General features: G+C 45.8%; 19 protein-coding genes. 9 read left to right on the top strand and 10 right to left on the bottom strand.

Annotated elements, in window-relative coordinates; all coding sequences use genetic code 11:
* Window positions 1–35: 35 nt before the first annotated feature.
* The 4 genes from QUB66_RS28050 to fabI form a co-directional block, all read right to left on the bottom strand.
* Window positions 36–851, bottom strand: coding sequence for a PmeII family type II restriction endonuclease (locus QUB66_RS28050; protein WP_332966360.1), 816 nt, complete (start codon window positions 849–851; stop codon window positions 36–38).
* Window positions 826–1,797, bottom strand: a complete 972-nt coding sequence (locus QUB66_RS28045; protein WP_332966359.1) for a DNA-methyltransferase — start codon at window positions 1,795–1,797, stop codon at window positions 826–828. Before QUB66_RS28045 ends, QUB66_RS28050 begins: the two co-directional genes overlap by 26 nt.
* A gap of 66 nt (window positions 1,798–1,863) precedes the next feature.
* The gene (gene hisB, locus QUB66_RS28040) at window positions 1,864–2,511 is read right to left on the bottom strand and encodes an imidazoleglycerol-phosphate dehydratase HisB (RefSeq protein ID WP_375339773.1); all 648 of its coding nucleotides are present in this window, start codon (window positions 2,509–2,511) and stop codon (window positions 1,864–1,866) included.
* Between the two features lie 206 nt (window positions 2,512–2,717).
* Complete coding sequence (fabI, locus tag QUB66_RS28035; protein WP_265233089.1) at window positions 2,718–3,494, bottom strand: enoyl-ACP reductase FabI; 777 nt, start codon at window positions 3,492–3,494, stop codon at window positions 2,718–2,720.
* Window positions 3,495–3,834: 340 nt separating this feature from the next.
* On the opposite strand from fabI, the gene ntcA reads away from it, so the two are divergent.
* The 3 genes from ntcA (at window position 3,835) to QUB66_RS28020 (ending at window position 6,687) form a co-directional block, all read left to right on the top strand.
* The gene (ntcA, locus tag QUB66_RS28030; RefSeq protein WP_265233090.1) at window positions 3,835–4,500 is read left to right on the top strand and encodes a global nitrogen regulator NtcA; all 666 of its coding nucleotides are present in this window, start codon (window positions 3,835–3,837) and stop codon (window positions 4,498–4,500) included.
* Between the two features lie 77 nt (window positions 4,501–4,577).
* Window positions 4,578–6,266, top strand: coding sequence for a DUF3084 domain-containing protein (locus QUB66_RS28025; RefSeq protein WP_332966353.1), 1,689 nt, complete (start codon window positions 4,578–4,580; stop codon window positions 6,264–6,266).
* A 25-nt stretch (window positions 6,267–6,291) separates the two neighbouring features.
* Window positions 6,292–6,687 carry a pre-16S rRNA-processing nuclease YqgF gene (locus QUB66_RS28020; protein ID WP_106333111.1) on the top strand — a complete coding sequence of 132 codons (396 nt, stop codon included), beginning with the start codon at window positions 6,292–6,294 and terminating at the stop codon, window positions 6,685–6,687.
* A 484-nt stretch (window positions 6,688–7,171) separates the two neighbouring features.
* On the opposite strand, the gene QUB66_RS28015 is transcribed toward QUB66_RS28020, so the two are convergent.
* Together QUB66_RS28015 and QUB66_RS28010 are read right to left on the bottom strand one after the other, a co-directional pair.
* Entirely contained in the window at window positions 7,172–7,621 is a 450-nt protein-coding gene (locus QUB66_RS28015) for a hypothetical protein (protein WP_265233092.1), read from the bottom strand.
* Window positions 7,622–7,933: 312 nt separating this feature from the next.
* Window positions 7,934–9,514 (bottom strand): photosystem II high light acclimation radical SAM protein, encoded by a 1,581-nt coding sequence (locus tag QUB66_RS28010; RefSeq protein ID WP_332966352.1) that lies wholly within the window; start codon window positions 9,512–9,514, stop codon window positions 7,934–7,936.
* 660 nt (window positions 9,515–10,174) lie between these two features.
* Between QUB66_RS28010 and QUB66_RS28005 the strand changes: the two genes are divergently transcribed.
* Together QUB66_RS28005 and QUB66_RS28000 are read left to right on the top strand one after the other, a co-directional pair.
* Window positions 10,175–10,564, top strand: coding sequence for a DUF1830 domain-containing protein (locus QUB66_RS28005; RefSeq protein ID WP_265233094.1), 390 nt, complete (start codon window positions 10,175–10,177; stop codon window positions 10,562–10,564).
* Between the two features lie 400 nt (window positions 10,565–10,964).
* Window positions 10,965–11,552, top strand: a complete 588-nt coding sequence (locus QUB66_RS28000; protein ID WP_332966350.1) for a hypothetical protein — start codon at window positions 10,965–10,967, stop codon at window positions 11,550–11,552.
* Between the two features lie 94 nt (window positions 11,553–11,646).
* Here QUB66_RS28000 and QUB66_RS27995 read toward each other — a convergent pair whose 3' ends face one another.
* From QUB66_RS27995 to QUB66_RS27980, 4 genes are all read right to left on the bottom strand, one after another.
* Entirely contained in the window at window positions 11,647–12,732 is a 1,086-nt protein-coding gene (locus QUB66_RS27995) for a fatty acid desaturase (protein WP_332966347.1), read from the bottom strand.
* Window positions 12,733–13,285: 553 nt separating this feature from the next.
* On the bottom strand, window positions 13,286–14,752 hold the full coding sequence (gene purF / locus QUB66_RS27990; protein WP_332966345.1) for an amidophosphoribosyltransferase: 1,467 nt from the start codon (window positions 14,750–14,752) through the stop codon (window positions 13,286–13,288).
* A gap of 558 nt (window positions 14,753–15,310) precedes the next feature.
* Entirely contained in the window at window positions 15,311–17,863 is a 2,553-nt protein-coding gene (purL, locus tag QUB66_RS27985; protein WP_332966343.1) for a phosphoribosylformylglycinamidine synthase subunit PurL, read from the bottom strand.
* 208 nt (window positions 17,864–18,071) lie between these two features.
* Window positions 18,072–18,200: a hypothetical protein gene (locus QUB66_RS27980; RefSeq protein ID WP_265233099.1), complete on the bottom strand. Its 129-nt coding sequence runs from the start codon at window positions 18,198–18,200 to the stop codon at window positions 18,072–18,074.
* Window positions 18,201–18,364: 164 nt separating this feature from the next.
* Here QUB66_RS27980 and QUB66_RS27975 point away from each other — a divergent pair, with 164 nt between their 5' ends.
* From QUB66_RS27975 to QUB66_RS27960, 4 genes are all read left to right on the top strand, one after another.
* Window positions 18,365–18,964 (top strand): pentapeptide repeat-containing protein, encoded by a 600-nt coding sequence (locus tag QUB66_RS27975; RefSeq protein WP_332966342.1) that lies wholly within the window; start codon window positions 18,365–18,367, stop codon window positions 18,962–18,964.
* Between the two features lie 167 nt (window positions 18,965–19,131).
* Complete coding sequence (locus QUB66_RS27970; protein ID WP_332966340.1) at window positions 19,132–20,265, top strand: flagellar assembly protein H; 1,134 nt, start codon at window positions 19,132–19,134, stop codon at window positions 20,263–20,265.
* Window positions 20,266–20,336: 71 nt separating this feature from the next.
* Entirely contained in the window at window positions 20,337–20,870 is a 534-nt protein-coding gene (locus QUB66_RS27965; RefSeq protein WP_265233102.1) for a hypothetical protein, read from the top strand.
* 143 nt (window positions 20,871–21,013) lie between these two features.
* Window positions 21,014–22,750 (top strand): DUF3352 domain-containing protein, encoded by a 1,737-nt coding sequence (locus tag QUB66_RS27960; protein ID WP_332966337.1) that lies wholly within the window; start codon window positions 21,014–21,016, stop codon window positions 22,748–22,750.
* The last annotated feature ends 393 nt before the right edge of the window (window positions 22,751–23,143 follow it).

Here is a 23,143-nt window from a genome sequence, read left to right as displayed (position 1 = left end):
TTCTAATGTCATATCACGCTATGGCAAACACTTCTCTAATCATAACGTACTCTGATCCTTTCCTTCAGGGCACTACCAGAGGACTTACTTTTTTTGATTCTTGGCTTTTTGGGTGGTATCTTTCCACTGTTAAGCTGAACAATTTTTTCCCAATCTAATGACCCTTCTGATGTAGAAAAGTTTTCTAGAAACTCCCTAGTAAATCTATTGACTGCATTACTCCAAGCAACTTGATAATCAGGGCGATGCCGAGTAGGATAATCTTCCATTAATCGGATCAGTTTAAGATAAAATTCTGGATCGCCTGTAATTTCTTCCCAAAATGACTGACCAGACCGGACTGCATAAAGTCGTTTATCACTCGGTTCACTGGTTGCGCGTCCATAACATTGTCCTAGTAATGCCCTAAACTCCTTCTTGATTTTTCTGCTAATAAACATAGCGCGAGCATTTTCAAAGTTCTCTTTTAACTTACGTTTCTGGTCTGCATTTCCCCAATTTGGGCCAGACTTAACTTGAACTACAGTGTAAGCTTCAGACGTTTCAATAACTACATCCATTCCGACATCAGTTGCTGCTACGCCTCCACCGACAGCTTGGGCAATTGGCTCAAAAAATATATGACCAAATATACCTTCATCTGATGATGAAATATACACTTGAAGTAATTCTTTGACAATTTCCGAGGCATCTTGCATACCGATAGCACGAAACAAATATGGATTTTTTCGCCGTAAAGTATTCCACAAATCTAAGTTTGAAAGCGTTTGAATACGGCGGTCATAAAACATTTCTAGTTGTTTCTTAATCAAAGCTTCTAGCTCGTCAGGGCTGATTGGTGGAATACTCACTGCCTTTTTCCCATAATGTTAATTGAGTTGATTCCCGCAAACGATTTTGAGCAATAGTGCAGTATTCTGCATTCAATTCAACTCCGATAAATCGACGATTTAACTCTTGACAAGCGACAGCCGTTGTCCCCGATCCTATGAATGGATCTAAAACTACATCATTATATTGCGTGAACAATTTAATAAACCATTTTGGTAATTCTACTGGAAAGGCTGCACTGTGTCCGCGATTGCTGCATTCTGTTGCTAAATGCAAAACATTTGTGGGGTAAGCCAGTTCGCGATCAACCCAATTAGAAACATTTTTACCAAAGCCACTGCCAACTTTGGAATTGTCCCGCTGCTTGTCTGTCTCGCTCAATTTGCTCAACCTCTTGTTTTTCCAATCCCCCATAGGTACCATCACAGATTCTTGGTACATAGCAAATTTTTTGTTCAGCGTGAAATGCAAGCAGCGTTCCCATGAATCTCGGAAACGATTCGGCCATTTTCCCGGAAAACAGTTCTTTTTGTGCCAACAATACTCCTCAACCCAAAGCCAGCCTTGTTTTCGTAAAGCTAATATTATCTCAATCACAAAAGTGTGTCGTTCCCCATTGACTACAGGCTCTTTAATGTTGAGAATAAACGATCCTGTAGGTTTGAGAACGCGCTGCAAATCTTCAGCGACAGGTAAAAACCAAGTGACATAATCATCAGCTTTCATGCCACCATAAGTTTTACTTCGCTTGTCTGCATAGGGAGGAGATGTGATAATTAGATCGGCGCACTGTGCTGGTAAAAGAGGTAAGATATTACGACAGTCACCTTCAATAATTTTGTCTGAAAAATCTGATATTTGTGCCGTTTCTGTGACTTCTTCCCGATCTACTAAAGGAGAGATATTGTAGATACTTTCAGTTGATATGTTATTGGTCTCAAATGAGTGTGTTGTATTAGCTTTCATAGGTTTAGTTAGAGGGCGATAATAATAGATGCGTAGTAGCGCCCACGCGCTACTACAAACCCCAAACTACAATACCCCTTTAGAACTGGGAATCCGACTGGCGCGCCGAGGATCGACTTCTACCGCCATCCGCAAAGCCCGCGCAAAAGCCTTAAACGCCGCTTCGACAATGTGATGAGAATTTCCGCCCTGCAACTGTCTAACGTGCAGTGTCATCTGAGTGTGGTTCACTACCGCCGAAAAGAACTCTCTCACTAATTCGCTATCGTAAGTGCCGATTCGCTGGTTGGGAATTTCCAAGTTGTAACTTAAGTGAGGCCGTCCTGAAAAATCTAGCACTACTTCAATTAATGCTTCATCCAGTGGGGCGATGAAGTGTCCGAAGCGAGAAATGCCCGATCGATCTCCGACAGCTTTTGCTAGCGCTTGGCCTAACGTAATGCCCACATCCTCGTTGGTGTGGTGGTCGTCAATCGCCAAATCGCCGATCGCCTGTACGTCCAAATCAATCAATCCGTGAGAAGCAATCTGCTGCAACATATGGTCTAAAAACGGAATTCCCGTTGAAGCCTTGCAAGTTCCCACACCGTCGAGATTCAGGCTGACAGTCACATCTGTTTCCAGTGTTGTGCGCTTCACCAAGGCGGCCCTGGCTGGTTGAACTGAACTTGCAGGAGGAGGAAGAGGTAGAGAAGGGCGATCGATTATTTCCATAATTCCCAATTTGTCATTCATAGTTATTGATAATTAGTAATTGGGGATTAACACTTTTGTAGCAAACAACAGACAGTTATTGACAGTTGACTGTTGGCAAATCTTGCTGTCAACTGTTAACTATCTCAAAACTTCGCTGACAACTGTCAACTGACAACTGACAACTGACAACTGTCAACTGTCAACTGTCAACTGTTTACAAGCTGTTACATTCCCATGATTTCGTAACCGGCATCGACATACAAAACTTGACCCGTAATCCCGCTAGAGAGATTGCTGCACAGAAAAGCCGCAGCATTTCCCACTTCCTGCTGAGTCACAGTCCGCCGCAGCGGGGCCACTTCCTCAACGTGGTGGATCATGTCCAGAATGCCGCCAACTGCTGACGAAGCCAAAGTCCGAATCGGGCCCGAAGAAATCGCATTTACCCGAATATTTAAGGGGCCGAGTTCCGCCGCCAGATAGCGAACATTCATTTCCAAAGCGGCCTTAGCAATGCCCATCACATTGTAATTAGGAATTACCCGCACGCCGCCCAAATAAGTCAGCGTGATAATACTGCCGCCCTCGGCCATCAGCGGTTTAGCCGCAGCACAAAGCCGCACCAGCGAGTAAGCGCTAATATCCAAAGCATTGGAGAAACCTTGGCGCGAGGTGTTGGTGAAATCTCCCGAAAGTTCGTCCTTGCCGGCAAAAGCCAGACAGTGAACCAGGATATCTAACTTGCCCCATTTGTCGGCGATGGTTTGAAAAGTAGACTCAATTTCGCTCTCGTCTTGGACATTGCAGGGCAAATACAGACTGGGATTGAGCGGTTCCACGAGTTCAGCGACTTTGCGCTCGTGCTTGCCTTTTTCGTCCTTCAAAAAAGTTATGCCGAGATTAGCCCCAGCTTTGTGGAGCTGCTGAGCGATGCCCCAGGCGATCGAGCGATTGTTGGCAATGCCCGTAACAAGAGCATTTTTTCCGGTCAAATCTATCATCTGTAGTTTATCTAGAAGAAATTTGCACCGTTCTCGTTGGCTGTATGCGACAACCCCGCCAGTTTAGACACAACTGATTCAGATTTAACTGATTCAGACACAATTGAGACACAATTGAGACACAATTGAGACACAATTGAGATTAATTTTGCTGTGGAGCTACATGGAGGGGGAATTGAAAAACTTAAGAGAAGGGCTAGATTTAATCATACAGCGTGTGCTTACCTTAACATTAGAGGGAAGTAACAGAATCCCTGGACATTGGAGGTAGGGCAGTATATTTACTCAATAAGCTTAATCGAGAAGTTACAAACTATTGGTTAGTACAAAGGATCTCGTCGTGACACATGATAGACCGCTAGCAGCCGTGTTCCGCCAAATCAGCGGCGGGGCGTTTCCACCCATTGTGGAAAACTTTGAACGGGGCAAGACAATTTTTTTCCCTGGAGACCCGGCTGAGCGCGTCTACGTTCTCATTAAAGGTGCTGTGAAGCTCTCCAGGGTGTACGAAGCAGGCGAAGAAATTACAGTCGCCCTTTTACGGGAAAACAGCGTATTTGGGGTGCTGTCTCTGATTACGGGACACCGATCGGACAGATTTTACCACGCGGTAGCCTTTACGCCGGTGGAGTTGATCTCGCTGCCGATCGAACAAGTCGAGAAGGCTCTCAAGGAAGACGCAGAATTGCCTATGGTTTTGCTGCGGGGACTTTCTTCTCGGATTTTGCAAACGGAGATGATGATCGAAACCCTCGCACACCGAGATATGGGTTCGAGACTCGTCAGCTTTTTGCTGATTCTGTGCCGGGATTTTGGCGTGCCTGGTACGGAAGGGATTACGATTGATTTGAAGCTGTCCCACCAGGCGATCGCTGAGGCGATCGGCTCGACGCGGGTAACTGTGACTCGTTTACTGGGGGATCTCAGACAAGAAACTATGATCTCGATCCACAAGAAAAAGATCACAGTCCACAATCCGGTAGCCTTAAGCCAGCAATTCACTTGATGCCGAGAAACTATGGGATTTTGGATTTTGGATTCTAGATTCAATCCAAAATCCAAAATCTATAAGAAAAAATCGGAATGACTGCTGGATACATCCTGGTATTTGTAATTTTAGTGTTGGGGGGTGTGATCGCTACTGTCAGCGATCGCCTTGGGACGAAAGTCGGCAAAGCAAGGTTGAGTTTGTTCAAACTTCGCCCCCGCGACACTGCTGTTGTGGTGACAGTGATGGCCGGCAGCATCCTGTCGGCCATTACTCTGGCCATTTTGTTTGCTACCAGCAAGCCTCTGCGAACCGGGGTTTTTCAAATAGACGAGATTCAAAAAAGGCTCAACCAAGCCCGCAGAGAACTCAAAGACACCACTCAAGAAAAAAATCGAGTTGAAACTGAATTAGATGGAGCCAGAGCCGCTCAAGCGCAAGTTAAAGCCAATTTAGAGCAAATTAATCAATCGCTCCAAACTGCTAATGCTGAGCAAGCCCGGACAGAAAAAAAATTAAACTCGCTGCGGGCCCAGCTCAACAGCGTGCAAGCAGCCAAGTCTAAAACCCAAGAGCAGTTAATTCAGGTAGAAGCTGCTAAATCGGACACGGAAGAACAGCTTGCTAGCGTGGAAGCTGCTAAGTCTCGCACCGAAGAACAACTGAAACTTGTTGAAAGTGCTCGATCGACTACCAGAGCTCAGCTCGATCGCACTGAGAACCAATTGAAAACAGTTTCCGATCAAAAAACGAATTTGGGATCGGAAATCGCCCAACTGCAAGGGGAACGCCAACTGTTAATCGAGCAGCGAGAGCAGGTGAAAGTTCAAATTGCCCAGCGCGATCGAGAAATTGCCAAGCGAAATGCAGCAATTGCCAAGCGCGACACAGAAATTGTCAATCGCAACGAACTAATTGCCCAGCGGGACAAGGAAATTGCCCAGCGGGTGCAAAATCTCGCCGATCGCGATCGCACAATTGTCGAGAGGGACAAAGTAATTGCCGAGAGGGAAGCACTCTTAGAAACCCTCGCACAGCAACAAGCCCAACTCGAACAGCAGCAAACTGTCTTGCAGCAGCAAGTGCAAGTTTTGGAACGCGACTTTCAGGCAATCCGCGAGGGTACAGTTGCGATCAGGCGCGGTCAAATTTTGGCTGCTGGCGTGGTTCGTATTACCGAGTCCGGTACGGCAAGTCGCGCGATCGATCGACTCTTGCAAGAAGCAAATAAAACCACCGTCGGACTGATGCGGCCGGCAAATACTAAGGTTAGAGATCAGGTTATTCAAATTACTAAGGCAGAAATCGATCAATTAATCAGTCAGATTAAAGATGGTCAAAATTACGTAGTGCGGATTGTGGCCGGCGCTAATTACCTGCGGGAAGAAAAGCTAATTAAGGTATTTGCAGAAGCAGAAATCAATCGAGTTGTGTTCCGGGCGGGAGATGTGATTGCAGGGGTTGCTGTCGATCCGGTGACTTTGACAAACGAACAGGTGCGGGTGCAGTTGCTGCAATTGATCGAAGCTTGTCAATTTCGCGCTCGCCTGATCGGTGTTGTCGGCGGTACAGTCCAAGTTGCGGACAATCGGATTGAAACTTTGGCTGGTTTTATCGATCGATTGCAGCAGTACGAGAAATCGCTGGAGGTTCGGGCGATCGCCACAGATGTCACCTACATCGCCGGCCCGCTGAAAATAGATTTAGTTGCTCTGTCAAACGGAGTCGTTGTTTTTCGCACCGGACAACAAAATCAAGGCCAAACAGATTTGAAAGTTAAGTAAAATAGTTGGTAATTGGGAATTGATTATGATTTTAGGTTTCGATCCGGGTAAAGACAAGTGCGGCATCGCCGTGATGGGTAGAGATAAGAAAGTTTGCTACCATCAAGTTGTACAGTCAGAATCAGCTATATCTACGATTCAATCTCTGTGCGAACAGTTTGCGATCGAGTTATTGGTACTCGGAGATCAAACGACTTCTAAGAGTTGGAAACAAAAACTGACGCAGAGTTTGTCGCCGGAGATTCAAATTATTCGGGTTGACGAGAGATTCAGCAGCTTAGAAGCGAAGGATCGTTACTGGGAAATGTACCCTCCGACGGGACTTTCTCGCTTGATTCCGCAGGGAATGCGGACTCCGCCGCGACCTGTAGATGATATAGTGGCGATCGTCCTAATTGAAAGATATTTAAACAAAAGTTAGTAAGATATTAGGGAGCATCTCATTTTCGCAAAAAAGATGTTTTTTTACAGCCCTATCCCCAGAAAACGACCATAATCAGATTGGTTCGTAGCATCCATCCGAGGACTCGCATTCCCGACTACAAACCGTTAGAGATTGCGGGTAATTGATGCAAATAATATAATTTGGGAAACTCCTTAATAAAAATTCCCTAAAATTAATATATCACAAGCTTGGACAGGCGGCAATTATTCTCAGTCATAAATCAATACGGTTCACTTAATATATTTAGGCCCCGGAGATCCCCCTAAATCCCCCTTAAAAAGGGGGACTTTGAGGGCGTTCTTGTCCCCCCCTTTTTAAGGGGGGTTAGGGGGATCTGTCTTAAGTGAACCGTATTGAGTCATAGATAGAGACTAGATATGATTCTGCTGATTTTATATTTTTAATTAAAATAAAATGCACCCTAATTTCATCTGGATTTCCGATCGCATAACAGTTATTCCTACTTAATGACAGCTTCGGTCAAGATTACCTTACCATTCTGGCGGACTTGCAGGCGATCGGGGTTAATCGAGTAGATAATATTGCCGTTAGTCGCTTCATAAGTTCCGTCGTCACCTGTAGTTACTTGCATCACATTAATTTGGCTGCCATTTCTTTTGCTGAAGCCCCGGTAAAAAATAGCGCCTTCCTGGGTTTTGCAAATGTATACGGAAAAGTTTGCAGTTGCGAAGAATTCCACCATTTCGGCTTTGGGACATCCGTCAACTTGAGCAATTTGTAGCGGCGCTGAAGGCGGAAAACTCGAAGATGCGGGTTGATTTAGTGCTGTTGCTTCTGCTGGAGGAGTCAAAATGCCGTGAAGCGAAGCTATCCCGAAGGGAATCGCGCTAATGCCAGCCATAACTAGACATAATCTTTTAATTACTTGAACTCGGTCTTTAGCAAACATCTCGTAACTCCTAATTTTAACTATATAATTACATCTTAAGCGATACTTGCTCCATCTGCGATTTTTAATAGTTATTGCGTCATTTTTTGATCGATGACTCAACCGCAGATTTTAGGCAGATTAACACAGATGGAGGCAGATAATTTGCAGAGTTTTTTTGACTTTATCTATTCGAGCTAAGATTGATGGTTGTGTGCAAGACTTTTTGAAATTTAAATTTTTGAACCATCGAAAGGGAAAGAGATCGTACAGTTTTTGTCTCATTTCCCTTTTAATTAAGAAGGACTAAAGTCCTTACTACGAACCTGGTGGTTAATTGACTGTTGCTAACTGTTTATCTTTGATTTCTACGGGTGCAGTCAAAGCTGCTTCCAAATCGGCACAGCCTAGTTTTTCCTCCAAAATTGCCATCACTTCGCGGCCGAAATCATTGGAATTTCGCTGCCAAGCTTCTAAACAAATTTGCCCGAAAAATGAACCCAAAGGCTCAGGATTCCACAGCAATTTGCGCGCTGTCCAAGGCATCAAACTCATGGGATCGTAACCAGGTTTCAGAATATCCTTTTTAAAGGCGTATTCTTCTAAAATTGTGTGCGGCTGCAATCCGATAAAGAAAATCGCTGGTTCTACTTTATCGACTCCGAAAATCCGCTCTAATTCTCGGTGATAGGCAATAGTTTGCCGGATGGTTTCAAAGGTTTCGTCAATTACGTTAAATGAGTAATTTACAGAAACTAAATCGTTGTAACCGGCTGCTTTTAAATCGCGGCAATTTTCCAAAACTACTCGCAAATTGTAGCCCATTCGCATTTTCCTAACCAGTTCCTGGGAACCGCTGGTGATGCCGATTTCAAAGTAGTTCATGCCCGTTTTTACCATCAAATCGCACAATTCGGGTGTGAGATTGTCCGCACGGATGTAAGCAGCCCAATGGATGTCTGTCATCCCGGAGGCGATGATTTTTTGCAATAATTCGATCGCGTCGTCGATGAATTTGCGCGCCGGGATAAATTGAGCGTCGGTAAACCAGAAATTGCGGATACCTCGATCGTACAATTGCCGCATCTCCGCCACCACCTCATCCGCCGGATTGATCCGCACTTGTTTTCCTTCAATCACCGTATAAATGCAGTAACAGCAATTGTGGGGACAGCCGCGCTTGGTTTGGACTCCGACGTAGAAGTCCATATCCTGTAGATAATAGGAAAATTCCGGCCAAATGGTTTCGATGTAGTTGTAATCGCAGGCGGTTTTCTCGATGTTGGCTGGCTTTTCGTGAATTAGTCGATCGCGCGGTACAGTTTCGCCAACTACATAACACCTTTCCTGCGCCAAATCTTCGCCCTTAATCAACTTCTCCAGCAAAGCCTCGCCCTCGCCCACCGAAACCACAGTGCCCGTCGGCAAACTGCGTCCCAACTGCTCGTAAAACACGCTCACAGCACCGCCACCGACCACTGCGCGGGCTTCGGGGCGGTATTTCCGGGCCTGCTTCAATCCGCGCTTAACCAGTCCCAGATTGCGCGAGAGTTCGGTGTAGTAGGACGTGGCCAAACGCAATCCTCCGAGTGCTCCCCGCAACTTAGTCAGCAGATTTTTGGCGTAGTAAAACTCGAAGGCATTTTGCAGCGGATTCCCGCCTCTACCTCCGACGGGGGCGTAAATTTGAATGTCCCGCCAAGAGAAAACTAGCAGCGTTGGCTGAAATTCATCGACGATCGCATCCAAACCTTTAGCGTAATCCAGCGGCGGCACCGCGCCTAAGTCGAAAATCCGCTGTTGGACATCGGGAAATAGCTTGTGCACGTGATCGGAAAGGTAGACAACTCCGATCGGGAAAATGGGATTGCAAGGGAGGCGAACGTACAGGACTCGGTTTTCTCGGTTTTCCATGATTGCTATATCCTAAACTGGAACTTTTTCAACTATGTTTATATTCTTTTAATATAACTTTACAATCTCTCTAATTTTCGCAATTTCAGATTAAATATTCTGGAATTTTGCTCAGCAGCTTAAGGTTGAGTTTGTTGGTGGCGATCGGCTAAATTAGCAGAACCAAGGTAATCTTTGAGCAAATACAGCATATTTTGACCGAAAATCGCAGATGGGAGTCTAAAATCGGATATTTATCTGGCTAGATTGAATTTGAGGTGCGATCGGTCAGGCGGTATATTTTTGATCCTATTTTAAACAAATAATACAACTAGAGGCAAGCTCCAAATCCTGATCCAGCAAGTGATCTAACCCACATTCCGCACGTCAATTTGTAGTATACCAAGTAATACGGAAATTCTGAGTTATTTGACGTTTTATTTGTTATATTTGCGTATAAATACTTAGTTTTATATGTTTTTGTGTTTGCAAAACTACCAAACAGGTGTAATAATTACATATTACATTTTGAAGTGCGAAATGTGGGATCTAATATCCAAAAGCTCAAAACTCAAATCTCAAATAGTATGGGTTGGTAGTCGGCTTTACAGTAGGCCGGGATCGCAAGATGTTAGCCTGAGAAGATAACTAAAACTTTTAGGCAAGGCTCCCTTAGCAATTATGGCTCAAATTCTTGACCCAGTACCCTCAAACGCCGACAGCAAGATTCTTTGCTGCTACGTCAACGCCACCAGTCAGATTCAGATTGCTCGCATCTGCAACATTCCTAACTGGTATTTTGAACGAGTGGTATTTCCCGGACAGCGTTTAGTGTTTGAAGCGATGCGGGCCGCAGCATTGGAAATTCACACCGGGATGATGGCCAGTGCAATTTTGTCGGATAAAATTCCTTGCGATCGCTTGCAGATTAACGAAAACCCCTATTCTGCCATCAATTCTAGCAGCTCCCGAGATGAAGCGGCGGGCGATCGCACAGTAATTGCTGCCCGCCCCAAATCGCGAGAAATCTCAGAACCTTTGACAGTACCCGCGCTAACAGCCGTCGATTAATTGGAGTTGTGAGTTTTGAGTTATAAATTGTCAGTGAATTGATAACTCTGCGCTCAAAATTCCAACTTCTGCAAAGCGTTCATTCAGTTGACGGTTGACAGTTGACTGTTGACAGCTTGTCAGTCAGCGAAGTCGAAGGGATGAGGGCGACCTCTACCTGGAAGGAAGAGGATTGGAGTAATGAATAGTCTGATTTTAATTTTTCCCGACAAGGGTTCCGGCTTTAAACCAATTCTTTCTGGTAAAAAGTCAATACTTAAGAATCAAAGTTTCTGAATTGAATTTTAAATCGAAACTCAAAATCGCAAATATTGTCCTGTTTTTGATATTTGCCTGAGTTTTGTTCGCAGGCCGGACAACTGTGCAAAAATATCATTAAACAGCTTCTCGAATTTCAGCCATGTCAGCAGAACCCGCACTTTCCCCATCTTCCGCCCCAGTATTTGAGCCGGCAGTATTCCGGCTTTCTCCCCTGATTAGAATCACGCTGTTGAGCCTGTACGTCGCCCTGAGTATTCCGTTACCGTTTTTGTCGGAAGTCACGAAAGCACCGGTTCCGCCCGCTGCACTCTGGGTGGCGATTGTTGTCGGCGCAGCGGGCTTGTATGGGGTGCTCAGCGAAAGGGTAATTCTCAGCGAGGAGGGGATTGAAGTTACCTATCCGAAGTGGTTTCCGCGCGTGTTTCGCAAGGGTTGGTCGCTTCCTTGGACTGAGGTAAAAGCTCTCAAACCTCGATCGACCGGTCAAGGAGGTTTAGTTTACTATTTTCTGAGTCATGCGGGTGAAGGTTATTTGTTGCCGATGCGGGTGGCTGGATTTGCTAAATTAGTGCGTTTGGTGGAAGCGAAAACGGGTATTGATACTAGGGATGTTCGCCCTTTGTCGCAGCCTTGGATGTATCTGATTTTGCTGGGATGTACGCTGCTGCTGCTGTTGGTGGATGCGTGGACGATCGCAACTGCGATCGGGCTTAAAGGTAATTTGTAAAATTGAATTTTAGCGCGCACGAAAATGAAAAATAATGAAAAACCCGGTTTCTTTAAGAAGCCGGGTTTTTAGGTATTCTATTGTTGATTAGAAGTTACTTAACTTCAGCAGATCGCCGACTGTTAGGCGATTCGTAGCAAACTCCAGAACCTGTATCGGAGACAAAGTGACAATCCCAGTAAGAGCGAATAAAGCTCTTCCAAATTGGATCGGTTGACTTGCGATAATAATCGCCCAACAGTGGTTTAATTGCTTCCGTTGCTTCCTTCAAGTGATAGTGCGGCATCGTCGAGAAAATGTGGTGGGCTACGTGAGTCCCGATGTCGTGATGGATGGAATTGATGATTCCATAATCGCGATCGATCGTAGATAGCGCACCTTTCAAGAAATACCAATCTTTACCGCGATACCAAGGAATATCCGCTTCTGTGTGGTGCAGGAATGTTACCAAATCCAGCCAAATCACGAATACTACATAGGGAACTAAGTAGAACTTGAGTAAAAACAGCCAACCAAATTGATAGGTTAGCGCGCCTAAAAAGGCTACCATCAAAACTAAGGATGCGGAACTTGTCAACACGTCCCACTTTTCGGAAGGACGGAAAATCGAGCTACCGGGCATGAAGTGAGAACCTTCCTTATCGGGCGATCGCCGAAACAGATAAATTGGATAGGCAAATAACATCAAATAAAAGCGTCCCAGCTTTTCGTACCAAGGCATTTGATTGTATTTGCTCTCCGACACTGGATACCAGCTTTCATCGTTATCCAAGCTGCCTGTATTCGCGTGGTGGGTTCTGTGGCTGATCCGCCAACCGTGGAAGGGTACGAGAATTGGAGCGTGGGAGAGGTGTCCGATCAGGTTGTTGAGCCATTTGCTCTTGGAGAAGGAACCGTGCCCGCAGTCGTGGCCGACTACAAACAATGCCCAAAACATGGTTCCCTGCATGAACCAAAAGATTGGGTAAAAGAACCAGGAATCTAAGGTGTAGGCGATCGCATATAAACCTGCGATAATCCCCAGATCCAAAAAGAAATAAGCTAGAGATCTCGAAACCGAGGGTTCAAAACAATGGGCTGGAATGGCTGCTTTGACATCTTGAAGAGTAAAAGGTAACTCTTTTGTACGAGATGATGAGCCTAGATTGCTCGGCTGATTGAGAACAGTATTTGATTGCACGAAGTTTCCGATTTAAGCTGACTTGAGAAACCACATTCCGCCTTTTAACAGTCACTTTCAGCCCGCAAGGAGCCATATTTTTTACTCTGCAAGGGTTTCTAAAGTTCTTTAGTTCGCATGAATAGCCCGTCCTCGATTCTCAAGCAAGTTGGCTTGGGGAATACTTGTGTGGGAAAATTAGCGCGATCGACCCTGTTATCTAAAAAAATCTCATGTGTCCGTTGTTAGTGCGAAATGCGACTTCAATACTTGAGATCACACTTCTGGAGGAATTACCTCCAGTTCGCAGGTGGCATATAACGCTTAGAGTAGGATTTGTGAACGAGAGTGTAGGCTTGGTCTGTGGAACGAAACCTCACAGCATCGGAGTGTTTGGTTTCACACAAGTTCTACCCAACCCACAGCTCGCTACAATTCACTAATTCTACAATAATTGCTAAAGCTAAGTTTAATGTAACATTTCTACACACATTCTGGCAACGAGTTACCAGAAAAATTAGAAAATTCATAAATCGCAGAAAGTAACTGCGATCGCTTTTCACTTTGGGATTTTCTAGGTGGTAGCCTTTTCTAATATGAGCTTCGCCCGTTTTACCATAGCCGGAATCTCGATCGGATAATCGCCGGTAAAACACGCCGAACAAAAACTTTTCGTGTCTTCATTAGTAGCACTCAGCATTCCTTCCCTGCTCAAGAAAGCCAAGGAATCCACCCCAATTTGATCGCCGATTTCGGCGACAGACTTGGTAGCAGCAATCAACTGATCTTGATTGTCGGTATCGATCCCGTAGAAACAAGGATGAGTCACCGGCGGTGAGGAAATCCTCATGTGAACTTCGGTTGCGCCGGCATCCCGCAAGGCTTTGACAATTTTACGGCTGGTAGTGCCGCGCACGATCGAATCGTCGATAATAATTACCCGCTTTCCTTCCAACACATCTCTGAGAGGGTTGAGTTTCATGCGAATTCCTGACTCGCGCATCGTCTGAGTCGGTTGAATAAAAGTGCGTCCGACGTAGCGATTTTTAATCAATCCTTCGGCGTATGGAATGCCGGAAGCTTGAGAAAAGCCGATCGCCGCTGGGATGCCAGAATCGGGAACACCAATGACTATATCAGCCTCAGTCGGAGATTCTGTTGCCAACAAACGCCCTAGTCGCAACCGATAGGTGTACAAATTTTCACCTCGCATAATGCTATCGGGTCGAGCAAAATAGATCATTTCAAAGACGCAAAGTTTGCGTTTTTGCTGCTGGCTCCAGTGGAAAGAAGCCATACCTTCCTCTGTAATCCAAACCAATTCCCCCGGTTCTACATCCCGCAAAAATTCAGCACCGATAATATCCAAGCCGCAAGTTTCCGAGGCTAAAACGTAGCGTACCGGAGTTGTGGGGAGCCTGCCAATTACCAGCGGGCGGACGCCATACGGATCGCGGACTCCCATCACGCCTTTCGGGGTGGCGATCGTCAAACTAAAGGCTCCTTGGCACATACCAAAGGCACTGATCGCAGCTTCCAGCCAATCTTTGCCCTTGTCTACCTCCGAACCGATCGCCACTGCGATCGCCTCTGAATCCGTCGTGCTGACAAACTCGCAGTTGCGAGACAGCAACTCTTCCCGCAATTCTTTAGTATTGACAAGATTCCCGTTATGTGCTAATGCGAGACTTCCCAGACGAGTTTCGACGACCACAGGTTGAGCGTTGATCACCCGCGACGAGCCGGTAGTAGAGTAGCGAGTGTGTCCTACGGCTAAGTTACCGGGTAAGTGACCTAAACTCGATTCGTTGAAGACCTGCGAAACCAGTCCCATATCCTTGTGCAGGTGGACTGTTTCACCATCAAAAGTAGCAATTCCGGCGGATTCCTGACCTCGGTGCTGCAAAGCATACAAGCCGAAGTAGGTCAACTTGGCGACATCTTCACCCGGTGCGTAGATACCGAAAACGCCGCAAGCTTCCTCGGGCTTGTCGGGTTTGCTAGAATGCTCGTCAGCCTCGAAGGAATGGTTGGGAATCATAGATGGGTGGGTTCCTAATGGGGAAGGTGGGTTAGGGGGACAGTTTCAGCGGGAAATCTTGTTTGCGAAAGCGTCGCATAACTTAACATTCCCTTAATCTTGCCACGGATCTGTCATTATTTCCAACTCGTGTAGCATTTCTGACAGAAGTGATGCGGCGTTTAATGGCATTGTAGTATCGATCGCCCTCAAATCATATATTAACCTTGATTAACGGCGGGCGAGGGATTCGGCGATTGAAAAATACTGTTGGCGAAGTCGCCAAGGGTGTTACCGCTCACATCTGGAATGGAGCAGTGGGGTTCGCTCTGGCTACTTAATAGCTATATGGTTAATTAAATATTTAGTCCCGAACCACTATTTTTAGGGGTAAGGGGTAAAACCCTTTTTAAATTCGCCAACAGTCTCTTGAAATTGCTTCTACACAAACAAAGTCCGCCTTCGCGGACTCAAGAAATTCAACCCGCTTGGAGTGGGTTTCGTCTGTGTAGAAGCGGTTTTAACCGCCGGGTTTTTCTGTGTAGAGGCGATTTCAAACGCCGTGTGTATGGACTGCGATTAGACAGATGCAATCCGACGCTCGATCGCATTATAGAACCGATCGCGCATATCATTCATGCTAACCTCAATTAACACTTGATTGTCAGCACTCACAACCCGCAAAGGTGATTCAGCACAGCAAACTAAACCAATTTTCTGCCACATTTTGGTCAAATGTTCTTCCAGGTAAGACTCCCAAATTCCTTGATTTTTCGGCGCCACTGAAACTATAATGCAGTTGCCCATTTCACCAAATAAAATTTCATCCCAGCGGCCGACATTTGCCGAATTGAAACTGAGATTGATTTCTGCACCCATTTTAGCAGAAATACAGCATTCCGCGAGGGCGATCGCAATTCCACCTTCCGCACAATCATGGGCAGAACCTACCCAACCGCTGCGAATTCCATCGCGACAAACCGATTGCACTTTTCTTTCTAACTCAAAATCTATCCTTGGCGGTTTCCCAGCGACAATCCCGTGAATTGCCGCTAAATATTCCGAACCTCCCAAAGTAGGAGAAGTTTCGATTTTTGGGCTTTCAGATGAAAGTTCTGAGTTTTGGGATGATTCCCCCATTCCCAGCACATAAATTAAATCACCTTTCTTTAGCCAAGCTTGGCCGCAAATCTTCTTCAAATCTGGAATTAACCCCACCATTCCGATTACCGGAGTCGGATAAATTGGTTGAGGATTTCCCTCAGCATCAACCGTTTCATTGTAAAGAGAAACATTGCCGCCAGTCACAGGCGTTCCCAACTCCCGACAAGCATCAGCAATCCCGCGACAAGCTGAGGCTAACTGCCAATATCCTACAGGTTTTTCGGGACTACCAAAATTGAGATTATCAGTAACAGCTAAAGGTTCAGCACCCACACAACTTAAATTTCTCGCTGCTTCCGCTACGACTGCTTTTGCACCTTCATAAGGATCGAGATAAACATAACGAGAATTGCAATCAACAGTTGCAGCCACTCCAGGAATCATCCCCAGGGGCTCTTCCTTCTTGCTAAGGGGGGGATAAACTTTTGGAGTTTCCCTACCTTGTGCCTTTGTAAATAGAGGAATTACCTCTTCTTCCTGTTTGCTTTCGGAAGCTAGAGAAACAGCATTTTCTCTCTGTAGATCCCCCTTAGCAAGGGGGTGTACTTCTAGCCCGTTAGCAAGGGAAGATTGGCAAGGTTCTAGCGGACGCAATCTGATCACCGCAGCATCCGCGCCTCCCGGTAAAACAACAGTATTGTTTTGCACTTGATGGTCATATTGGCGATAAACCCAGCGTTTAGAAGCGATGGTGGGAGTATCCAAAAGTGTCAGCAAAACCTGATTCCAAGTTTGGAAATTACCCTGAACTTCGATGCCGGCTGCGGTGCATTCCGGCAACTTATCCGCCGTCCATTCCCATGCTTTTATAGCATATTCTGGCGGTTCTGTCAACAATTCTCGGTGATAAATTGGCGTGTTATCTGCCAAAGCAGTCGCGGTAATTTCGGCCGCGATTTCGCCTTTAAAGAGAATTCGGACGATCGGCTCTGCGATGACTGTGCCCGCGACTACGGCGTGCAATCCCCAACGATGGAAAATATCGATTAATTCCTGTTCCCGTCCTTTCTCTGCCACAAACAGCATCCGTTCTTGAGATTCCGAAAGCAAGTATTCGTAGGGAACCATACCGCTTTCTCGAACCGGAACTTTATCTAAATCGAATTCAATACCGACACCACCTTTAGCTGCCATTTCTGATGTCGAGCAGGTAATTCCGGCCGCGCCCATATCTTGGGCGGCGACGACTGCACCAGTTTTGAATGCTTCTAAACAAGCTTCAATTAAGGATTTCTCTAAAAACGGATCTCCTACTTGGACTGCTGGGCGGTCATCCATTGATTTGTCGGTCAATTCTGCACTAGCAAAACTTGCTCCTCCCATGCCATCTCTGCCCGTAGTTGAACCCACATAAAGCACGGGATTTCCGATGCCCGATGCCCCGGATTTAACGATTTCTTGGGTTTCCATTAAACCCAAAGCCATGACGTTAACTAAGGGGTTTTCGGAATAAGCAGCATCGAAGTAAACTTCGCCGCCAACCGTGGGTACGCCGATGCAGTTTCCGTAGTGACTGATTCCCGATACTACGCCTTTGAATAATCTCTGGGTTTTGCTATCATCTAAGTTGCCGAAACGTAGAGAGTTTAAAAGTGCGATCGGGCGAGCACCCATTGTGAAGATATCGCGGAGAATGCCGCCGACTCCTGTTGCTGCGCCTTGGAAGGGTTCGACTGCTGAGGGGTGATTGTGGGATTCAATTTTGAAGGCGAGTTGTAAGCCGTCTCCCAAGTCTATGACTCCGGCATTTTCTCCGGGCCCGACCAGAATGCGATCGCCCTCTGTGGGAAACTGTTTTAATAGCGGCCGCGAATTTTTGTAGCAGCAGTGTTCGCTCCACATCACGCCGAACATTCCCAATTCAGCTTTGTTGGGATGGCGGCCGAGACGCTGAACGATTTCTTCGTATTCTTCGGGTTTGAGTCTTTCGGCGGCAATTTGTTCGGGAGAAAATGGGAGGTTTGACATAATAATTGCGATCGTTTTGTAGATTTTACATCCCAATTAGGGATTCTTTAAATCAGGACTTAGGTATTAAGGCCAAAGAAACCGGGGTTTTTATTTTATCTGCGGGTTATAACGAAGTATTCTCGCAAAAAACCCGGTTTCTGAGCGCCCGTGTGGCCAGGACTGTTAATGCTAATTTCTAGGAGGGGGAGTTTGCTTGTAAGATTGTTCAGATTTTAAGTTCCAGCATGGATTGAAGGTAGTACCAGTTTTGTTTGTGGTTCCGATTAGCTCCTAGCACGCGATCGATTATACAGGGAAATTGAGAACTTACCAAATATCCGATAATAATTGACATATATCTTGTTTTCTGCTAAAGCAACCGCCCCCGACAGTTAAAATGTTCTTAATTCCTCAAACCCTTGTCGAAGATTCCCTCTTCCCTCTTCCCTCTTCCTTCTTCCCTCTTCCTTCTTCCTTCTTCCCTCTTCCTTCTTCCTTCTTCCCTCTTCCTTCTTCCTTATGACTCAAAATCTCAATTTTGCCAACCAAAACTTGCGGAACCGTTCATTTAAAGGGCTTGACTTGTCTGGGGCGAACTTCAGCGGTTGCGACATTCGAGGCTGCAATTTCACCGGGGCGATTTTGAGGGGGGCAAATTTTCAGGGTGTCAGAACCGGACAAAGCCGCCGCCGGATCAAAAAATTGATTGCTAGGGCTGGGGTGACTGCGGTGACTGTGACGACGGCTGGGGCCTTGATTGGACTGATTGGCGGGGCGGATGCGGGGGCTGTGGCGGTTGCTGGGACTGCTGCGACGGCGATTGCTGCGACTCGGGGCGAGGCGGGAATTGTGGCTGGGGCTGTGGCTGGGGCTGCTGCTGCGATCGGCGCTAACGGTATTGTGACATTTTTGGGCGGGGATACTCTCAGGGGAATTGGTTTATTTTTGGTTTCTGGGGTTATTTTGGGGTTAACTGCGATCGGCTTTTTTATCGCTGTTGAAGAAATCGAAAAATTGTCGGTAACGTCGTTTAGAAAGGCTGATTTGACTGATGCTGTATTCGATCCGGGGGCGGTTCTCGATGCAGATTTTTCCGATGCGCGAGGTTTGCTTTGGTAGACTGCAAAATCGACTTTTTGCATAATTTTTTGATTGATACAGAAACCGCAGATTTCAGGCAGATTAACGCAGATTAACGCAGATAGATTTTAAGAAAACTGGGCGATTGAAACCGCCGTCTGCATCTTTTCTGATAAAATAGCATGAGAGTGCAAAAAATTTACTTTATGACTAAGTTTCCCCACGATCAGTTTGCTAAAGAATACCTTCAAGAGTTATTGTCGCCTCTCGGAGAAGTAGAAACTAGCAAAGATGTCACCGCTGAAGTCAGAGAAATTGATGTCTGGTTTCAACCAACTTCTTTTGAGGGCGAATATCTCCAAAGTTTAGGTTTATTAGGTAAAATGGCTGCTACTGTAGCTGTGATTGAGCCGTTTCGCAATCCGGTTAATAATGAAGGAATCTTCAGTTGTGTAGTAAAATTATTAAATAGTAGGGCGAAACTGGGGCGGCAGACTAATCGAGAAGACCAGCGTTTAGAAGAAAGACTATTGCCGAGGTTGTGGATTTTAACTCCGACTGCTTCGGAACTTTTACTCGACAGTTTTGGTTTTCGGGTTCCCGAAGAGTCAGAGGGCTGGGAGAAAGGAGTTTATTTTTTAACTGAGGTTTGGAGAGTTGGGCTAGTCGCGATTCACCAGTTACCGAGAGTCCCAGAAACTATGTGGTTGCGGATGTTGGGCCGGGGGCGGGTACAGGAACAGGCGATCGCCGAACTAAGTGCATTGCCTGTCGATAATCCACTCCGAACTAACGCGCTAGAATTATTGTACATCTTGCAAGCAAATTTGCAAGCGAATACACCACCTATTCCCGCAGGGGATGATGAAGATCAGGAGTTAGTTATGGCGATCGCACCTCTTTTTCAACAACATTTAGAAGCAGCACAACAACAAGGCAGAGTAGAAGGCCGGGAAGAAGGCCGGGAAGAAGGCCGGGAAGAAGGACAGCGGATGATTTTGGAGAGTTTTTTGCAAGTTAGATTTGGGGAATTAGATCCACGAACTGTCCCATTAATTCTACCGATTTCGGGTTTGTCTGTTGCCGAGTTCACCTTGCTGCTAGTGCAATTATCTACTCTGCCTGCGGGAGAAAATGAACACCAACAAGTCCAAAATTTGTTGGCTGAAACTGTTCTGAAAAAATCTTTCCCTCAAGCTGAACAGTTATCAGAAACTTCGGCGAGTATCATCCATGATTTGCTGGCTTTATCTCCTGAAGTTTTATCATCGTTGTTGGCAGAATTACCTCAATTGTCGATTGAAGAACTGACAGCTAGATTGGCACAATTATTGACTTAAAAACAAAATAAACTGGCAGACGATGCCTGTCAATAATAGTAACAGGCATCGCCGAATAGAGTGCATTGCCTGTGGATAATCCACTCCGAATTAACGCGCTACAATTATTGTACATCTTGCAGGCAAATTTGCAAGCGAATACACCACCTATTCCCGCAGGGGATGATGAAGATCAGGAGTTAGTTATGGCGATCGCACCTCTTTTTCAACAACATTTAGAAGCAGCCAAACAACAAGGTCAGGAAGAAGGACAGCGGATGATTTTGGAGAGCTTATTGCAGGTCAGATTTGGAGAATCAGACCCGCTAACTCTCGCATTCATCCCGTTGATATCGGCTTTACCTGTTGCCGAATTTACTGTGTTGCTAGTGCAGTTATCTAATTTGCCTGCGGGACAAAATGAACGCCAACAAGTGCAAAGCTTGCTGGCACAAACAGTTCTGGAAAAATCCTTCAGTCAATCGGGACAATTAGAACAACTCCCGGTGAATCTCATCTCTAATCTGCTGGCTTTATCTCCCGAAATTCTATCATCTTTGTTGGTAGAATTACCTCAATTGTCGATTGAAGAACTGACAGAAAGATTGATACAACCATCGACTTAGAAACAAAATAAACTGACGGGCGATCGCCTGTCAATATTGGGGCGGTTTTTAACAGACACCGCCCCTAAATTTTGTATATGTCAATAGCTACGGTGATGCGTTATTGTAGTTAATAATAGACTGTGATCATTAGTCCTTGTTGTATGAAGCTGCGATCGTTCTTTTCTTTCCTCATTGCTGGCGTTTTGGCACTCTTAGCCTTGAGTGCCGGCGGTTTTTACTGGCTGACAACCAAAACTCCCCTAAATTTGCTCGCCGGTGGGCCGACAACTACTCCGGCTGCGGCTGTGTTTGTCTCGAAACAAGCGCCTTTGTTAGCTTCTATGCTGGTAAATCCCGATCGCCTCGAAGCATTGCGGCAAATCTTTGCCTCTCCCGAAGAAAGAAGCCGATCGCACGCTGAATTCGAGCAAATCAAAAAAAGCCTCCTCGCCAATACAGGCCTGGATTACAGTCGCGATATCCAACCTTGGATCGGTGACGAAATTACCCTCGCCGTAACCAATCCCGATTTTGACGATCGCGATCGCAACAACGGCCAACAAACCGGGTTTCTGCTGGCAGTTTCCTCCCAAAATGCCGATCGCAGCCAACAATTTCTCACTTCCTACTGGCAAAAAGAATCTCGTAAGGAGAAAACAGTGCAGTCGGAACTATATAAAGGCGTACAAATATATTATAAAGAATCACCAATAGCAAAGAAAAAAACTGATCCAATTTCGCCTTTCAACCCGCTTTCTCTGCCGAATTCAACTTTGCCACCCAGCTTTGCAACTGCGGCAATCGGCGGCACTTCTGATTCTGGAAATAACAGTAGTTTTGTTTTATTTGCCAACAGTCCGAACGTGCTGCGAGATGCAATTAATAACGTTGAAACAGCCAACCTAAATCTTGAAAATACCCCCGAATATCAAAAAGCTGTGCAGCAGCTAACTCAAGGCAGAATAGCTTTAGCTTTTGTCAATTTTCCGCAGTTAGCCACCGAACAAAATTCCCAAGTTTCCCCCAATTCCCTCGCAGTTGCTGTCGGAGTCAACCGACGCGGATTGCTGGCCCAAACTGCTTTGGTGACATCGCGAGACAACACAGCCGTTCCCACACTCTCCGCACCAGTCCAAGCCTTGCAGTACATACCCTCAGCCAGTCCTTTCGCCGTCGCTAGCACCGATTTAAGGAATTTTTGGACTGATTTGTCATCGGCGGTGTCCGCCAACGCAGAAGTCTCAAAATTAGTCGATCGCACGATCGCAGATATTCAGCAAAATTGGGGCGTCAATTTGCCGCAAGATATATTTAACTGGGTACAAGGAGAATACGCTTTAGCAGTGGTTCCAAGTTCGTCAAACACTCCCGACTGGATTTTTGCTGCGGAAAAATCTGCGGATGCTCAAAAGGCGATCGACAAACTTGATGAAATTGCCCGCAGCAAAGAATACAGCATCGGCAACTTTACTCTCAGAAACCAGAAAATTACCGCTTGGACGCAGTTGACAACGAGCCAGAGTTACGATAAAAAAAATAAAATAAAAAGTGCGATCGAAACCGAGGCAAAAGGAGTTCGAGCCACAGTCGGTAAATACGAAATTTTCACTACTTCAGTAGAAGCAATGGATGCAGCGCTCAAAGCAGCCGAAACAGGCTCTTTAGTTGCCAATCTTGATTTTCAAACCAGCATCGAACCGCTACCGCCATCTAACGACGGCTATTTTTATTTAGACTGGCCCTCCAGCAGAGCAATTTGGGAAAAACAAATCCCGCTGTTGAGGTTAATTGAACTTTCCGCGAGACCATTTTTCGACCACTTGCGATCGCTCACCGTCACCAGTACGGGAGAAATCACAGGAATTCGCAAAGCCACCATATTTATGCGGCTGAATTAGTCATTAGTCATTAGTCATTAGTCATTAGTCATTAGTCATTAGTAACGGACGCGCCTATCACGCTAAGAAACCGGGTTTCTACGAGTTTTGGGTTGAGTGACGATAAATATTGAAAGAAACCCGGTTTCTCAGGTGCGCGTGAGTAAGAAACCGGGTTCCTACGAGTTTTGGGTTGAGTGACGATAAATATTAAAAGAAACCCGGTTTCTTAGGTTGGCGCGCGTGAGTAAGAAACCGGGTTTCTACGAGTTTTCGTAACAGAAACGATCAATATTGAAAGAAACCCGGTTTCTCAGGTCGTGAGTCCACCTTACTCCAATACCTCTCGGTTAAGGAACTTTGGTTAACAATCCTTAACGAGTTTACAAGCATTTCAGGAGATTAAATCCTACA

It is taken from the genome of Microcoleus sp. A2-C3, from assembly GCF_036706065.1.
Lineage (GTDB): Bacteria > Cyanobacteriota > Cyanobacteriia > Cyanobacteriales > Microcoleaceae > Microcoleus.
This window is presented reverse-complemented; position numbering and strand designations above follow the sequence as displayed.

What these genes read in the sequence shown, in the direction of transcription:
- QUB66_RS28005 (WP_265233094.1), top strand. Translation starts at nt 10,175, where the DNA reads ATGGCTCAAATTCTTGACCCAGTACCCTCAAACGCCGACAGCAAGATT.
- QUB66_RS28000 (WP_332966350.1), top strand. Translation starts at nt 10,965, where the DNA reads ATGTCAGCAGAACCCGCACTTTCCCCATCTTCCGCCCCAGTATTTGAG.
- QUB66_RS27970 (WP_332966340.1), top strand. Translation starts at nt 19,132, where the DNA reads ATGACTAAGTTTCCCCACGATCAGTTTGCTAAAGAATACCTTCAAGAG.
- QUB66_RS28045 (WP_332966359.1), bottom strand. Translation starts at nt 1,797, where the DNA reads ATGAAAGCTAATACAACACACTCATTTGAGACCAATAACATATCAACT.
- QUB66_RS28020 (WP_106333111.1), top strand. Translation starts at nt 6,292, where the DNA reads ATGATTTTAGGTTTCGATCCGGGTAAAGACAAGTGCGGCATCGCCGTG.
- QUB66_RS27975 (WP_332966342.1), top strand. Translation starts at nt 18,365, where the DNA reads ATGACTCAAAATCTCAATTTTGCCAACCAAAACTTGCGGAACCGTTCA.
- QUB66_RS28015 (WP_265233092.1), bottom strand. Translation starts at nt 7,621, where the DNA reads ATGTTTGCTAAAGACCGAGTTCAAGTAATTAAAAGATTATGTCTAGTT.
- purL (WP_332966343.1), bottom strand. Translation starts at nt 17,863, where the DNA reads ATGTCAAACCTCCCATTTTCTCCCGAACAAATTGCCGCCGAAAGACTC.
- QUB66_RS28010 (WP_332966352.1), bottom strand. Translation starts at nt 9,514, where the DNA reads ATGGAAAACCGAGAAAACCGAGTCCTGTACGTTCGCCTCCCTTGCAAT.
- QUB66_RS27960 (WP_332966337.1), top strand. Translation starts at nt 21,014, where the DNA reads ATGAAGCTGCGATCGTTCTTTTCTTTCCTCATTGCTGGCGTTTTGGCA.
- QUB66_RS28025 (WP_332966353.1), top strand. Translation starts at nt 4,578, where the DNA reads ATGACTGCTGGATACATCCTGGTATTTGTAATTTTAGTGTTGGGGGGT.
- hisB (WP_375339773.1), bottom strand. Translation starts at nt 2,511, where the DNA reads ATGGAAATAATCGATCGCCCTTCTCTACCTCTTCCTCCTCCTGCAAGT.
- fabI (WP_265233089.1), bottom strand. Translation starts at nt 3,494, where the DNA reads ATGATAGATTTGACCGGAAAAAATGCTCTTGTTACGGGCATTGCCAAC.
- purF (WP_332966345.1), bottom strand. Translation starts at nt 14,752, where the DNA reads ATGATTCCCAACCATTCCTTCGAGGCTGACGAGCATTCTAGCAAACCC.
- QUB66_RS27980 (WP_265233099.1), bottom strand. Translation starts at nt 18,200, where the DNA reads ATGTCAATTATTATCGGATATTTGGTAAGTTCTCAATTTCCCTGTATA.